Origin of the sequence: Pseudomonas sp. S44, from assembly GCF_016624805.1 — a bacterium.
Taxonomy (GTDB): domain Bacteria; phylum Pseudomonadota; class Gammaproteobacteria; order Pseudomonadales; family Pseudomonadaceae; genus Aquipseudomonas; species Aquipseudomonas machongensis.
The window spans coordinates 64673-78398 of record NZ_JACVTY010000023.1 but is presented as its reverse complement, the minus strand read 5'-3'; the positions used below and the strand labels follow the sequence as shown (position 1 = coordinate 78398).

General features: G+C 61.9%; 11 protein-coding genes. 9 read left to right on the top strand and 2 right to left on the bottom strand.

Features of this window, described 5'->3' with window-relative positions; all coding sequences use genetic code 11:
* Positions 1-10 precede the first annotated feature (10 nt).
* Positions 11-2710: a [protein-PII] uridylyltransferase gene (locus IAE40_RS17640; protein WP_197890564.1), complete on the bottom strand. Its 2700-nt coding sequence runs from the start codon at positions 2708-2710 to the stop codon at positions 11-13.
* Positions 2711-2732: 22 nt separating this feature from the next.
* Positions 2733-3515 (bottom strand): type I methionyl aminopeptidase, encoded by a 783-nt coding sequence (gene map, locus IAE40_RS17635; RefSeq protein WP_054891082.1) that lies wholly within the window; start codon positions 3513-3515, stop codon positions 2733-2735.
* Positions 3516-3859: 344 nt separating this feature from the next.
* Here map and rpsB point away from each other — a divergent pair, with 344 nt between their 5' ends.
* The 9 genes from rpsB to bamA all read left to right on the top strand — a co-directional run bounded on the left by rpsB (position 3860) and on the right by bamA (position 13722).
* On the top strand, positions 3860-4597 hold the full coding sequence (gene rpsB, locus IAE40_RS17630; protein WP_054891081.1) for a 30S ribosomal protein S2: 738 nt from the start codon (positions 3860-3862) through the stop codon (positions 4595-4597).
* A gap of 186 nt (positions 4598-4783) precedes the next feature.
* Positions 4784-5647 (top strand): translation elongation factor Ts, encoded by an 864-nt coding sequence (tsf, locus tag IAE40_RS17625; RefSeq protein WP_063545921.1) that lies wholly within the window; start codon positions 4784-4786, stop codon positions 5645-5647.
* Between the two features lie 180 nt (positions 5648-5827).
* Positions 5828-6571 carry a UMP kinase gene (gene pyrH, locus IAE40_RS17620; protein ID WP_023381972.1) on the top strand — a complete coding sequence of 248 codons (744 nt, stop codon included), beginning with the start codon at positions 5828-5830 and terminating at the stop codon, positions 6569-6571.
* Positions 6568-7125, top strand: a complete 558-nt coding sequence (gene frr, locus IAE40_RS17615; RefSeq protein WP_054891079.1) for a ribosome recycling factor — start codon at positions 6568-6570, stop codon at positions 7123-7125. Before pyrH ends, frr begins: the two co-directional genes overlap by 4 nt.
* Positions 7126-7140: 15 nt before the next feature.
* Positions 7141-7896 carry a polyprenyl diphosphate synthase gene (gene uppS, locus IAE40_RS17610; protein WP_054891078.1) on the top strand — a complete coding sequence of 252 codons (756 nt, stop codon included), beginning with the start codon at positions 7141-7143 and terminating at the stop codon, positions 7894-7896.
* Positions 7896-8711, top strand: coding sequence for a phosphatidate cytidylyltransferase (locus IAE40_RS17605; RefSeq protein WP_054891077.1), 816 nt, complete (start codon positions 7896-7898; stop codon positions 8709-8711). The genes uppS and IAE40_RS17605 overlap by 1 nt, the downstream gene beginning before the upstream one ends.
* The gene (gene ispC / locus IAE40_RS17600) at positions 8708-9898 is read left to right on the top strand and encodes a 1-deoxy-D-xylulose-5-phosphate reductoisomerase (protein ID WP_054891076.1); all 1191 of its coding nucleotides are present in this window, start codon (positions 8708-8710) and stop codon (positions 9896-9898) included. The genes IAE40_RS17605 and ispC overlap by 4 nt, the downstream gene beginning before the upstream one ends.
* 46 nt (positions 9899-9944) lie before the next feature.
* Positions 9945-11297, top strand: a complete 1353-nt coding sequence (rseP, locus tag IAE40_RS17595; RefSeq protein ID WP_197890566.1) for an RIP metalloprotease RseP — start codon at positions 9945-9947, stop codon at positions 11295-11297.
* Positions 11298-11373: 76 nt separating this feature from the next.
* The gene (gene bamA, locus IAE40_RS17590) at positions 11374-13722 is read left to right on the top strand and encodes an outer membrane protein assembly factor BamA (protein ID WP_200603605.1); all 2349 of its coding nucleotides are present in this window, start codon (positions 11374-11376) and stop codon (positions 13720-13722) included.
* Positions 13723-13726 lie beyond the last annotated feature (4 nt).

The following is a 13726-nucleotide window of genomic DNA, read 5'->3' as shown; positions in this document are numbered from 1 at the left end:
CTCGTAATCGTCAGAAGGTCACGCGGGTGGGGCTGGTATCGCTGGACTGGCCGGCCTGCAACTGTTCGACGATGGCTTCCTGCAGGCGGCTGCACAGTTGCGGGTCGGAGAGCGGCTGGTTGTCGGCATCGGTGATGAAGAACACGTCTTCCACGCGCTCGCCGAGGGTGGCGATCTTGGCGTTCTGCAGCGACAGGTCGAACTCCAGGAAGATCCGTCCCAGGCGCGCCAGCAGGCCGGGCCGGTCGGGGGCCGTGATCTCGAGGATGGTCACCGGGCGCTGGGCGTCGTTGAGGATGGTCACCTGCGGCGCGAAGTTGAAGTGCTTGAGCTGGCGCGGCACGCGTCGCTGGATGATGGTCGGGTAATCCTCGGGATTGCGCAGTGCCTCGGTCAGCCCTTCGCGTATCTGCTTGACCCGCTGCGGGTTGTCGCCGATCGAGCCGCCGTCGTTGTCGAGCACGATGTAGGTGTCGAGGGTGAACTGGCTGCTGGAGGTAATGATGCGGGCGTCATGGATGTTCAGGTTGAGCTGCGACATCGCCGCCACGGTCACGGCGAAGAAATCGTGCTGGTCGGGCGCGTAGATGAAGATCTGCGTGCCGCCTTCGAACTCGCGCTGGGTGGTTTCCTTGATCAGCACCAGCGGACCGCCATCGGCCGGCTGCTGAAGGATTGCATCGCTGTGCCAGGCTACGTCCGCTGCGGTGTGCTTGAGGAAATAGTCGTCGCCCAGCTGCGACCAGAGTTGCTCTACATCGTCCGGGTCGGTGCCTTCGCGCACGAGAATGTCCAGCGCCGCGCTCTGGGTCTGGCGGATCTGTTCTTCACGGTCCAGCGGGTTTTCGAGGCCCCGGCGCAGCGCGCGCTTGGTTTCGGTGTAGAGCTGGCGCAGCAGGCTGGCGCGCCAGGAGTTCCACAGGCTGGGGTTGGTGGCGTTGATGTCGGCCACGGTCAGCACGTAGAGGTAGTCCAGGCGGGTTTCGTCGCCGACGAACAGGGCGAAATCGTTGATCACCTGTGGGTCGGAGAGGTCCTTGCGCTGGGCCGTGGTGGACATCGCCAGGTGGCTCTGCACCAGCCAGGCAATCAGGCGCGAGTCCCAGGCCGGCAACTGGTGGCGCTCGCAGAAGGCTTGCGCGTCCACCGCGCCGAGCTCGGAGTGATCGCCCTGGCGACCCTTGCCGATGTCGTGATAGAGGCCGGCGAGGTAGATCAGCTCAGGCTTGGGCAGGCGTCCCATGAGCTTGCTGGCCAGCGGGAATTTCTCCGACACCGGGGTGTACTGCAATTTGCGCAGGTGCTTGATGAGGTTGAGCGTGTGCGCATCGACCGTATAGATGTGGAACAGGTCGTGTTGCATCTGTCCGACGATCAGACCGAATTCCGGCAGGTAGCGACCGAGGATGCCATAGCGGTTCATGCGCCGCAGGTTGCGGTGGATGCCGATCTCGCACTTGAACAGCTCGATGAACAGACTGGTATTGCGGATATCGTTGCGGAACTTGTCGTCGATCAGGTGCCGATGTTCGCGCAGAAGGCGCACGGTATCGGCGCGTACGCCCTTGATCTCCGGATGCTGGGCCATCAGCACGAAGATCTCCAGCATGGCGAACGGTGTGCGCTTGAAGACGTTCGGATTGACCGCTTCTATATAGCCATCATGCAGGCGAAAGCGCGTGTTCAGCGGTTGGGTGCTGCCGTTGTCGTCAGCGAGGATCACTTCCTCGAAGTGCTGGATGATCAGGTCGCACAACTGGCTGATGCTCATCACCACCCGGTAGTACTGCTGCATGAACTGCTCGATGGCGCGCTTGGGGTTCTCGTCGCTGTAGCCGAGCAGCGCCGCGATGCTGCGCTGGTGATCGAACAGCAGGCGGTCTTCGGCACGTCCGGCAAGCATGTGCAAGGCGTAGCGCACGCGCCAGAGGAAGGCCTGCGAGGAGGCCAGCAGGTCGTTCTCGCTTTCCAGCAGAAAACCTTCGCCCGCCAGCGCGTGCAGGTTGAGGGTGCCGTACTGGCGGCGGGCAACCCAGAGTACGGTCTGGATGTCGCGCAGGCCGCCTGGCGAACCCTTGACGTTGGGCTCCAGGTTGTACTCGGTGTCGTTGTACTTGTGGTGCCGTGCCTTGAGCTCGGCGCGCTTGGCCAGGAAGAACTCCTTGCTCGGCCACATGTGCGCAGTGCTGGTGACTTCCAGCATGCGCTCGCGCAGCGTCTCGGGGCCGGCGACGGTGCGGCTTTCCATCAGGTTGGTGATCACTGTCAGGTCGGCGCGCGCCTGCTCGGCGCATTCCTCGACCGTGCGCACGCTCTGACCGACCTCCAGGCCGATGTCCCACAGCAGTGTCAGGAAGCGCTCGATGGCGTCGCGATACTGCTCGTGTTCCGCCTGGTCGAGCAGGATCAGCAGGTCGATGTCCGACCAGGGGTGCAGCTCGCCGCGGCCATAGCCGCCGACCGCGACCAGGGCAACGCCGTCCGGATTGCCCCAGTCGAACTGGTTCCAGGCCTGCTGCAGGATATTGTCGACGAACCAGGCGCGGTCCTCGATCAGGCTGCGGATCTCGACACCCTCGCGAAAGCGTCTGTCGAAGACGTCTGCTGCCTGGCGCAGAGCCTTCTTGAAGGCGGGGATGGGGCTTGCCTTGAGCGCCAGTTCCGCCTGGAACTGGCCACGGTCGAACAGCTCTGGATCCACCTGGGGCATCGAGTCGCCTTCCTGAGTTGAATTACGCCGAGGTACGGGGAATGGTGTCGTCTTTGCGCAGGGTGAAGATTTCATAACCCGTGGCGGTGACCACCAGCGTATGTTCCCACTGTGCCGAGAGCTTGCGATCCTTGGTGATCGCGGTCCAGCCATCGCCCAACACCTTGGTGTCGGCCTTGCCCTGGTTGATCATGGGCTCGATGGTGAAGGTCATGCCTTCTTTCAGCTCCATGCCGGTGCCGGCCTTGCCGTAGTGCAGGATCTGCGGTTCTTCATGGAAGACCTTGCCGATGCCATGGCCGCAGAACTCGCGAACCACCGAGAAACCGTTCTTTTCAGCGTGTTTCTGGATCACTTCGCCAATGTCGCCCAGGCGGCAGCCAGGCTTGATGAGCTCGATGGCCTTGTACAGGCACTCTTGCGTGACCTTGGACAGGCGCTCGGCCCAGGGCGCGACGGTGCCGACATGGAACATGCGGCTGGTGTCGCCGTGGTAGCCATCCTTGATCACGGTCACGTCGATGTTGATGGTGTCGCCATCCTTGAGCGGCTTCTCGTTGGGAATGCCGTGGCAGACCACATGGTTGATCGAGGTGCAGATCGACTTGGGGAAGCCCTTGTAGTTGAGCGGTGCCGGGATCGCCTGCTGGACGTTGACGATGTAGTCGTGGCACAGGCGGTCGAGTTCCTCGGTGGTCACGCCAGGCTTGACGTGCTCTTCGATCATTTCGAGGACTTCGGCGGCCAGGCGGCCGGCGATGCGCATCTTCTCGATGTCTTCTGCGGTCTTGATGGTGACGGTCATTACAGGCTCTCTACGGCGCCGGGCGGCGCGCAACAAACGGGAAAGGCCGGATTCTAACAGAGCAGGGCGGCGTTCTGTGGGGAGAAAACCGCGGATCCGGTGGTCTATGGAAGGCATTCTGGCGCGATTGTCGAACCGCTGCAAAAGCCGCTGACGGATGAAACACCTTGCGGGTTCCGTTCGTCTTCTGTCTGTGGTATAAAATGCGCCGCTTTCGGGGAGGTCCCCGTCAGCTCAAACCCACACACGTGTCGACACGATGGCCTGGGTGCCCGGGATCTTCGGATCCATGGGTTGGTCATTGGGATACGTGGAGGCCCAACCCGACTTATCAAGGAACTATCATGTCCCAAGTCAACATGCGCGATATGCTGAAGGCCGGTGTGCACTTCGGCCACCAGACCCGTTACTGGAACCCGAAAATGGGCAAGTACATTTTCGGCGCGCGCAACAAGATCCACATCATCAACCTGGAAAAAACCCTGCCGATGTTCAACGACGCTCTGTCGTTCGTAGAGCGCCTGGCCCAGGGCAAGAACAAGATCCTGTTCGTCGGCACCAAGCGTTCCGCTGGCAAACTGGTCGCCGAGCAAGCTGCTCGTTGCGGTTCGCCATACGTTGATCACCGCTGGTTGGGCGGCATGCTGACCAACTACAAGACCATCCGTGCTTCGATCAAGCGTCTGCGCGACCTGGAAACCCAGGCCGAAGATGGCACCTTCGCCAAGCTGACCAAGAAAGAAGCCCTGATGCGCTCGCGCGACCTGGAAAAACTGGATCGCAGCCTGGGTGGTATCAAGGACATGGGCGGTCTGCCTGATGCTCTGTTCGTCATCGACGTTGATCACGAGCGCATTGCAATCACCGAAGCCAACAAGCTGGGCATCCCGGTCATCGGCGTTGTCGATACCAACAGCAGCCCGGAAGGCGTTGATTTCGTGATCCCAGGCAACGACGACGCAATCCGCGCCATCGAGCTGTACATGACTTCGATGGCTGACGCCGTCATCCGCGGTCGCAACAACGTTGCCGGCGGTACCGAAGTCTACGCTGAAGAAGCGGCGGCACCAGCTGCTGAGTAATTGACGCCTGGCGTCTACTTGGCACGCGAAAAGGGGGCTTGGCCCCCTTTTTGCCACCTGAAATCCTCTTGTCAGCAAGCACGCCGCATCATGTGTGACGCTGGTGTGAAGACAGTGGATTTCCAGAATTGAACGCCCGTGATGAACGGGTGGAATGGTTGAAAAACTTTCCAAGAGGATTTTGAAATGGCAGCAATTACTGCAGCGCTGGTCAAAGAACTGCGCGAGCGTACCGGCGAAGGCATGATGGATTGCAAAAAGGCCCTGGAAAAGGCCGGCGGCGACATCGAGAAAGCCATTGACGACATGCGTGCCTCGGGCGCCATCAAGGCCGCCAAGAAGGCTGGCAATGTTGCCGCTGAAGGCGCTATCGCCGTCAAGACCGACGGTAAGGTCGCCGTTCTGCTGGAAGTGAACTCGCAGACCGACTTCCTGGCCCTGCAAGACGACTTCAAGAACTTCGTCGCCGAAAGCCTGGAAGAAGCCTTCGCCCAGAAGCTGACCGACGCAGCTCCGCTGATCGCTTCGCGTGAAGCTGCTCGTGAAGCTCTGGTCGCCAAGTGCGGCGAGAACGTCAACATCCGTCGTCTGGCTCGCGTCGAAGGCGACGTGGTCGGTGCCTACCTGCACGGCAACAAGATCGGCGCTGCCGTCGTTCTGAAAGGCGGTGACGTAGAGCTGGCCAAGAACATCGCCATGCACGTTGCAGCTTCGAACCCTGAGTTCCTGGATTCGTCGGAAATCTCCGCCGAGGCCATCGAGCGCGAGAAGGGTGTCTTCCTGCAGCTGAACGCCGACAAGATCGCCGGCAAGCCGGAAAACATCGTCGAGAACATGATCAACGGCCGTATCACCAAGTTCAAGGCAGAAGCCTCGCTGAAAGAGCAGGCCTTCGTCATGAACCCGGAAGTCAAGGTCGGCGATCTGGCCAAGAAAGCCGGTGCTGAAATCGTCTCCTTCACCTACTTCAAGGTTGGCGAAGGCATCGAGAAACCTGTTGACGACTTCGCTGCCGAAGTTGCCGCCCAGGTCGCTGCCGCCAAGCAGTAAGACGGACTCGTCTGTCGCCCCAAAGAGGCTGCCCGCTCACGCGCGCAGCCTCTTTGTCAAAGCGCGCAAGGGTTTATCTGGCCCTGTGCGCTGGCACTGAAGCAGTGCCACGCTACAGTTAGCAGGCTGCACACAGCCCGCACGGAATTTTCTAAAAGTACGCCGCAGGAGAGACTCGCAATGGCTCAGCAGGTGAGTGGTCGCCAACCTCGCTATAAACGCATTTTGCTCAAACTTAGCGGCGAGGCCCTGATGGGCTCGGAAGACTTCGGGATCGACCCGAAGGTGCTGGACCGCATGGCCCTGGAAGTCGGCCAGCTGGTCGGTATCGGTGTCCAGGTCGGCCTGGTGATCGGTGGTGGTAACCTGTTCCGCGGCGCCGCGCTCAGTGCAGCCGGCATGGACCGCGTCACGGGCGACCATATGGGCATGCTGGCCACCGTGATGAACGCACTGGCCATGCGCGATGCGCTGGAGCGCTCGAACATCCCGGCACTGGTCATGTCCGCCATCTCCATGGTTGGCGTCACCGATCATTACGATCGTCGCAAAGCTATTCGCCACCTCAACTCCGGGGATGTGGTAATTTTCTCCGCCGGTACCGGCAATCCGTTCTTCACCACCGACTCCGCAGCCTGCCTGCGTGCCATCGAAATCGATGCCGACGTGGTGCTGAAGGCGACCAAGGTCGATGGTGTGTACACTGCCGACCCATTCAAGGACCCGCATGCCGAGAAGTTCGACCACCTCACCTACGACGAGGTGCTGGATCGCAAGCTCGGTGTCATGGACCTGACCGCAATCTGCCTGTGCCGCGACCACAAGATGCCATTGCGGGTATTCAACATGAACAAGCCTGGCGCCCTGCTGAACATCGTGGTGGGTGGCGCTGAAGGTACTTTGATCGAGGAAGGCGAAGCATGATCAACGACATCAAGAAAGACGCGCAGGAGCGCATGGGCAAGTCCCTCGAGGCGTTGGCCCGCAACCTGGCAGCGATCCGCACCGGTCGCGCCCACCCAAGCATCCTGGACGGCGTCAAGGTCCCTGCCTGGGGTAGCGAGATGCCGCTGAACCAGGTGGCCGCGATCACCGTCGAGGATGCCCGTACCCTGAAGATCGTCGCCCACGACAAGAACCTCAGCGCCGCGATCGAGAAGGCCATCCTGACCTCCGACCTGGGCCTGAACCCATCGAGCGCCGGTACCACCATTCGCGTGCCGATGCCGGCCCTGACCGAGGAAACCCGCAAGGGCTACACCAAGCAGGCCAGCGGCGTTGCCGAGGACGCCAAGGTTGCCGTGCGCAACGTGCGTCGCGATGCATTGGCTGATCTGAAGAAGCTGACCAAGGACAAGGAAATCAGCGAAGACGAAGAACGTCGTGCAGCTGACGAGATCCAGAAGCTGACCGACAAGTTCGTGGCGGAAGTCGATGCTGCGTTCAAAGCCAAGGAAAAGGACCTGATGGCCGTCTGAGGCCAGGACTTTTTCATGGAAAAGACCAAGCAGGCGGCACCCTCGTCGGTGCCGCGTCACGTCGCTATCATCATGGACGGCAACAACCGCTGGGCGAAAAAGCGCCTGCTGCCTGGCGTTGCCGGGCACAAGGCCGGCGTCGATGCGGTGCGTGCGGTGATCGAGGTCTGCGCCGAGGCCAAGGTCGAAGTGCTCACGCTCTTCGCCTTCTCCAGCGAGAACTGGCAGCGTCCGGCCGATGAGGTGGGTGCGTTGATGGAGCTGTTCTTCTCGGCCTTGCGCCGCGAGGCCAAGCGACTGAACGACAACAACATCTGCCTGCGCATCATCGGTGACCGTTCGCGCTTCCATCCGGAGCTGCAGGCGGCGATGCGAGAGGCCGAGGCGCTGACTGCCGGCAACGATCGCTTCATCCTGCAGATCGCTGCCAATTACGGCGGTCAGTGGGATATCGCCCAGGCCGCCCAGCGCCTGGCGCGCGAAGTCCAGGCCGGCCATCTGCGCCCGGACGACATCACGCCCGGTCTGCTGCAGACCTGCCTTGCCACGGGTGACCTGCCGTTGCCCGACCTGTGCATCCGCACCGGTGGCGAACACCGCATCAGCAACTTCCTGTTGTGGCAGTTGGCCTACGCCGAGTTGTATTTCTCCGACCTGTACTGGCCGGACTTCAAACACGAGGCCATGCGTAGTGCACTGGCCGATTTCGCTTCGCGCCAGCGCCGCTTCGGTAAGACCAGCGAGCAGGTCGAGGCTGGAGCTCGTGCTTAATGCTTAAACAACGCATCATTACTGCGCTGATCCTGTTGCCGATCGCGCTGGGCGGTTTCTTCCTGCTCAACGGAGCGGATTTCGCCCTGTTCATCGGTTTCGTGGTGACCCTTGGTGCCTGGGAGTGGGCGCGTCTGGCCGGGTTGATGGCCCAGCCATTGCGCATCGCCTATGCCGCCGTGGTCGCTGGAGCGCTGATGGTGCTCTACCTCATGCCGGACCTTGCACCTTGGGTGCTGGGGGCGTCGGTGATCTGGTGGGGATTGGCCACCTGGCTGGTGCTCACCTACCCACGCAGCGCTGAGTTGTGGAGCAGTGCCGCTTGCCGTCTGCTGATCGGTCTGCTGGTGTTGTTGCCCGCCTGGCAAGGTTTGTTGCTGCTCAAGCACTGGCCGTTGGGCAATGGCTTGATCCTGGCGGTGATGGTACTGGTCTGGGCTGCCGACATCGGTGCATATTTCTCTGGCCGTGCCTTTGGCAAGCGCAAGCTGGCGCCGCACGTCAGCCCCGGCAAGAGCTGGGAGGGCGTGTATGGCGGCATGGCCGTGAGCCTGTTGATCACCTTGGTGGTCGGGCTCGTGCGCGACTGGGGGCTGGGGCAGTTGCTGCTTGGCCTGGTCGGCGCGGTGATCGTGGTCATGTCCTCGGTGGTTGGCGACCTGACCGAAAGCATGTTCAAGCGTCGTGAAGGCATCAAGGACAGCAGTAACCTGCTGCCCGGCCACGGCGGCGTGCTTGATCGCATCGACAGCCTGACCGCGGCGATCCCGATGTTCGCCGTGCTGCTCTGGGCGGCCGAATGGGGTGTGATGTGAGTCATCCGCAGCGGATTACCGTACTCGGTGCGACCGGGTCGATCGGCCTGAGCACGCTGGATGTGATCGCCCGCCACCCCGAGCGCTACCAGGTGTTTGCCCTGAGCGGCTATTCGCGTCTGGATGAATTGCTGGCCCTGTGCCTGCGTCATCGGCCGGCGTATGCGGTGGTGCCGGACGTCGATTCGGTCGCCCGCCTGCGTGAAGGGCTGGCGGCGGCGGGCAGCACCACCGAGGTGCTGGAAGGCGAAGCAGGGCTTTGCCAGGTTGCGTCTGCCAGCGAAGTGGACACCGTGATGGCTGCCATCGTCGGCGCTGCCGGTCTGCGTCCGACCTTGGCGGCGGTGCAGGCCGGCAAGAAGGTGCTGCTGGCCAACAAGGAGGCGCTGGTGATGTCCGGCGCGCTGTTCATGGAGGCAGTGCGCACCAGTGGTGCAGTGCTGCTGCCGATCGACAGCGAGCACAATGCTATCTTCCAGTGCTTGCCCGGCGACTATGCTCGCGGCCTGGCGCAAGTGGGGGTGCGTCGTATCCTGCTGACGGCGTCTGGCGGGCCCTTCCGTGAAACCTCGGCGAAGGCGTTGATGGATGTCACGCCGGAGCAGGCCTGCGCTCATCCGAACTGGTCGATGGGGCGCAAGATTTCGGTCGACTCGGCAAGCATGATGAACAAAGGGCTCGAGCTGATCGAGGCCTGCTGGCTGTTTGATGCTGCGCCAGCCAAGGTCGAGGTGGTGGTGCATCCGCAAAGCGTGATCCATTCGCTGGTCGACTATGTGGATGGTTCGGTGTTGGCGCAGTTGGGCAACCCGGACATGCGCACGCCGATCGCCAATGCCCTGGCATGGCCTGAGCGGATCGATTCCGGTGTTGCGCCGCTGGACCTGTTCGCGGTCGCCCGTCTGGATTTCCAGGCGCCCGACGAGCAGCGGTTCCCCTGCCTGCGCCTGGCGCGAGAAGCTGCTGAAGCGGGCAATAGCGCGCCGGCGGTGCTCAATGCCGCCAACGAGGTGGCGGTCGAGGCATTTCTCCAGCGGCGTATCCGCTTCCCGGAAATCGCGGGTATGATCGAACAGGTGCTCGAGCAGGAGCCGGTAGTGCCGTTGCCTTCGCTGGATTCGGTGTTCGCCGCCGACCAGCGAGCCCGGGAGCTGTCCCGGGAGTGGTTGAGGCGCCACGGCCGCTGATTTCCCATCGGCCCCAGGCCTGGCTGAACGTCATTCGGAGATGGATATGACTGCGCTCTACATGATTATCGGCACCCTGGTGGCTCTGGGTGTATTGGTCACGTTTCACGAATTCGGCCACTTCTGGGTGGCACGCAAGTGCGGGGTGAAAGTCCTGCGCTTCTCTGTGGGGTTCGGCACGCCGCTGGTGCGCTGGCACGATCGCCATGGCACCGAGTTCGTCGTCGCGGCGATTCCGCTGGGCGGCTACGTCAAGATGCTCGACGAGCGCGAAGGCGAGGTACCGCCGGCGCTTGCCGATCAATCCTTCAATCGCAAATCGGTTGGGCAGCGTATTGCTATCGTTGCCGCAGGCCCCATTGCCAATTTCCTCCTCGCCATCCTGTTCTTCTGGGTGGTCGCCATGCTTGGCAGTCAGCAGGTGCGTCCGGTCATCGGTGCGGTCGAGTCTGGCAGCCTGGCGGCATCTGCGGGCCTTGTGGCAGGCCAGGAAATTGTTTCTATCGATGGCAAGCCGACCAGTGGCTGGTCTGCGGTCAATCTGCAGCTGGTGCGCCGCCTCGGCGAGAGCGGCAGCCTTCGGGTAGGTGTGCGCGATGATGGCGGCACGCTGGAGCGCCAGCATGAGATCCGCCTGAACCAATGGCTCAAGGGCGCCGATGAGCCCGACCCGATCCAGTCCCTGGGGCTGCGTCCCTGGCGGCCGGCGGTGAGCCCGGTGCTCGCCGAAATCGACCCCAAGGGACCGGCCGCTGCAGCCGGGCTGAAGAGCGGCGATAAACTCCTGACGCTCGATGGCGTTGCACTGGGCGACTGGCAGCAGGTGGTAGACGCTGTCAGGGCTCGCCCCGACGCGAAGGTGCAGTTGCGTATCGAGCGTGATGGCGCACAGCTGGAGTTGCCTGTGACGCTGGCCCGCAAAGGGGAAGGGCAGGCCTCCGGAGGCTATCTGGGCGCTGGGGTGAAAGGCGCCGAGTGGCCTGCGAACATGCTCCGAGAGGTCAGCTATGGGCCGCTGGAAGCAGTCGGTGAGGGGCTCTCGCGTACTTGGAACATGAGCGTCCTGACCCTTGAATCGCTGAAGAAAATGCTGTTCGGGGAGCTCTCGGTAAAAAACTTGAGCGGACCGATAACCATTGCTAAAGTGGCGGGCGCTTCAGCCCAGTCGGGCGTTGGGGATTTCCTGAATTTCCTGGCCTACCTGAGCATAAGCCTGGGGGTTCTGAACCTGCTGCCCATCCCGGTACTGGATGGGGGGCATTTGCTGTTCTACCTGATCGAGTGGGCGCGCGGTCGTCCGCTCTCTGATCGGGTGCAAGGTTGGGGGGTCCAGATCGGTATCAGTTTGGTCATTGGGGTGATGTTGCTCGCCCTGATCAACGATCTGGGTCGACTTTAACGCTTCGCTCTATTGCGAACCTGCCGCCGTGCTGCGGTGGCGGGTTGTTTATTGCCAGTTGGAATAAAAGGACTTCATGAAACGTCTGCTGCTAACTGCGGTCCTCTCCGCACTGATGATCGCTGAAGTTCACGCCGAGTCCTTCACCATCTCTGATATTCGTGTCAACGGCCTGCAGCGGGTTTCCGCCGGCAGCGTGTTCGGCGCGTTGCCGTTGAACGTAGGCGACCAGGTCGATGACCGCCGCCTGGTGGAGTCGACTCGCTCGCTGTTCAAGACCGGTTTCTTCCAGGACATCCAGCTGGATCGCGACGGCAATGTCCTGATCATCAACGTGGTCGAGCGCCCATCGGTGTCGAGCATCGAGATCGAGGGCAACAAGGCGATCAGTACCGAAGACCTGATGAAAGGCCTGAAGCAGTCCGGCCTGGCCGAGGGCGAGATCTTCCAGCGTGCCACGCTCGAGGGCGTGCGTAACGAACTGCAGCGCCAGTACGTGGCCCAGGGCCGCTATTCGGCCGAGGTCGATGCCGAGGTCGTGCCGCAGCCACGCAACCGTGTCGGCCTGAAGATCAAGATCAACGAAGGTACCGTCGCGGCGATCCAGCACATCAACGTGGTGGGCAACACCGTGTTCAGCGACGAAGACCTCTCCCAGCTCTTCGAACTGAAAACCACCAACTGGCTGTCGTTCTTCAAGAACGACGACAAGTACGCCCGTGAAAAGCTCTCCGGTGACCTGGAGCGTCTGCGTTCCTACTACCTGGACCGCGGTTACATCAACATGGACATCGCGTCCACCCAGGTATCGATCACCCCGGACAAGAAGCACGTCTACATCACCGTCAACGTCAACGAAGGCGAGAAGTACACCGTCCGTGACGTGAAGCTTTCCGGTGACCTGAAAGTGCCGGAAGACCAGGTCAAGTCGCTGCTGCTGGTACAACCTGGCCAGGTCTTCTCGCGCAAGGTGATGACTACCACCTCCGACCTGATCACCCGTCGACTGGGTAACGAAGGCTACACCTTCGCCAACGTCAACGGCGTGCCGCAACCGAACGACCAGGATCACACCGTCGACATCATGTTCGTCGTCGATCCGGGCAAGCGTGCCTACGTCAACCGCATCAACTATCGCGGCAACACCAAGACCGAAGACGAGGTGCTGCGTCGCGAGATGCGTCAGATGGAAGGTGGGTGGGCATCCACTTATCTCATCGACCAGTCCAAGACCCGCCTCGAGCGCCTGGGCTTTTTCAAGGAAGTCAACGTCGAGACCCCGCCGGTGCCAGGCACCGACGACCAGGTCGACGTCAACTATGCGGTCGAGGAGCAGGCTTCCGGTTCGATCACCGCCAGCGTCGGCTTCGCCCAGAGTGCGGGCCTGATCCTGGGTGGTTCGATCAGCCAGAGCAACTTCCTGGGTACCGGTAACAAGGTGTCCATCGGCCTGACCCGAAGCGAATACCAGACCCGATACAACTTCGGCTTCGTTGACCCCTACTTCACTGCCGACGGCGTGAGCCTGGGCTACAACGCCTTCTACCGCAGCACCAACTACGACGACCTCGACGTCGACGTGGCGAGCTATGCGGTAGACAGCCTCGGTGCCGGCGTCAGCCTGGGCTACCCGATCAGCGAGACCTCGCGCCTGACCTACGGCCTGACCGTCCAGCAGGACAAGATCAAGACCGGTCGCTACACCGTGGACGAGATCTTCGACTTCCTCGACAAGGAAGGCGACAACTTCCTGAACTTCAAGGCGTCGATCGGCTGGTCCGAATCGACCCTGAACAAAGGCGTGCTGGCAACCCGTGGTCACTCGCAAAGCCTGACCCTGGAAACCACCGTACCGGGCAGCGACCTGTCGTTCTACAAGCTCGACTACCGCGGCCAGCTGTTCAAGCCACTGAGCAACGACTACACCCTGCGCCTGCACACTGAGCTGGGCTATGGTGATGGTTTCGGCGGCACCTCGGGCCTGCCGTTCTACGAGAACTATTATGCGGGTGGCTTCAACTCTGTCCGCGGCTTCAAGGACAGCAGCCTCGGCCCACGCAGTACGCCGAGCCAGGGCACCAATCCGGGTACCATTCGTGACCCGGACCAGGACCCGCTGCCGTTCGGTGGTAACGTCCTCGTACAGGGCGGTGTCGAGCTGTTGTTCCCGCTGCCGTTCGTCAAGGACCAGCGTTCGCTGCGTACCTCGGTCTTCTGGGATGTGGGTAACGTGTTCGACACCAACTGCGGCTCCAAGCCTGACTGCGCGAAGGTCGGTTTCTCCGACATGGCCAGCTCCGTCGGCCTGGGCGTGACCTGGATTACCGCGCTGGGCCCGTTGAGCTTCAGCCTGGCGATGCCGATCAAGAAACCGGACGACGCCGACACCCAGGTGTTCCAATTCTCTCTGGGCCAGACTTTCTAAGCTT

What these genes read in the sequence shown, in the direction of transcription:
- pyrH (WP_023381972.1), top strand. Translation starts at nt 5,828, where the DNA reads ATGGCTCAGCAGGTGAGTGGTCGCCAACCTCGCTATAAACGCATTTTG.
- IAE40_RS17640 (WP_197890564.1), bottom strand. Translation starts at nt 2,710, where the DNA reads ATGCCCCAGGTGGATCCAGAGCTGTTCGACCGTGGCCAGTTCCAGGCG.
- tsf (WP_063545921.1), top strand. Translation starts at nt 4,784, where the DNA reads ATGGCAGCAATTACTGCAGCGCTGGTCAAAGAACTGCGCGAGCGTACC.
- IAE40_RS17605 (WP_054891077.1), top strand. Translation starts at nt 7,896, where the DNA reads ATGCTTAAACAACGCATCATTACTGCGCTGATCCTGTTGCCGATCGCG.
- frr (WP_054891079.1), top strand. Translation starts at nt 6,568, where the DNA reads ATGATCAACGACATCAAGAAAGACGCGCAGGAGCGCATGGGCAAGTCC.
- rpsB (WP_054891081.1), top strand. Translation starts at nt 3,860, where the DNA reads ATGTCCCAAGTCAACATGCGCGATATGCTGAAGGCCGGTGTGCACTTC.
- rseP (WP_197890566.1), top strand. Translation starts at nt 9,945, where the DNA reads ATGACTGCGCTCTACATGATTATCGGCACCCTGGTGGCTCTGGGTGTA.
- uppS (WP_054891078.1), top strand. Translation starts at nt 7,141, where the DNA reads ATGGAAAAGACCAAGCAGGCGGCACCCTCGTCGGTGCCGCGTCACGTC.
- map (WP_054891082.1), bottom strand. Translation starts at nt 3,515, where the DNA reads ATGACCGTCACCATCAAGACCGCAGAAGACATCGAGAAGATGCGCATC.
- bamA (WP_200603605.1), top strand. Translation starts at nt 11,374, where the DNA reads ATGAAACGTCTGCTGCTAACTGCGGTCCTCTCCGCACTGATGATCGCT.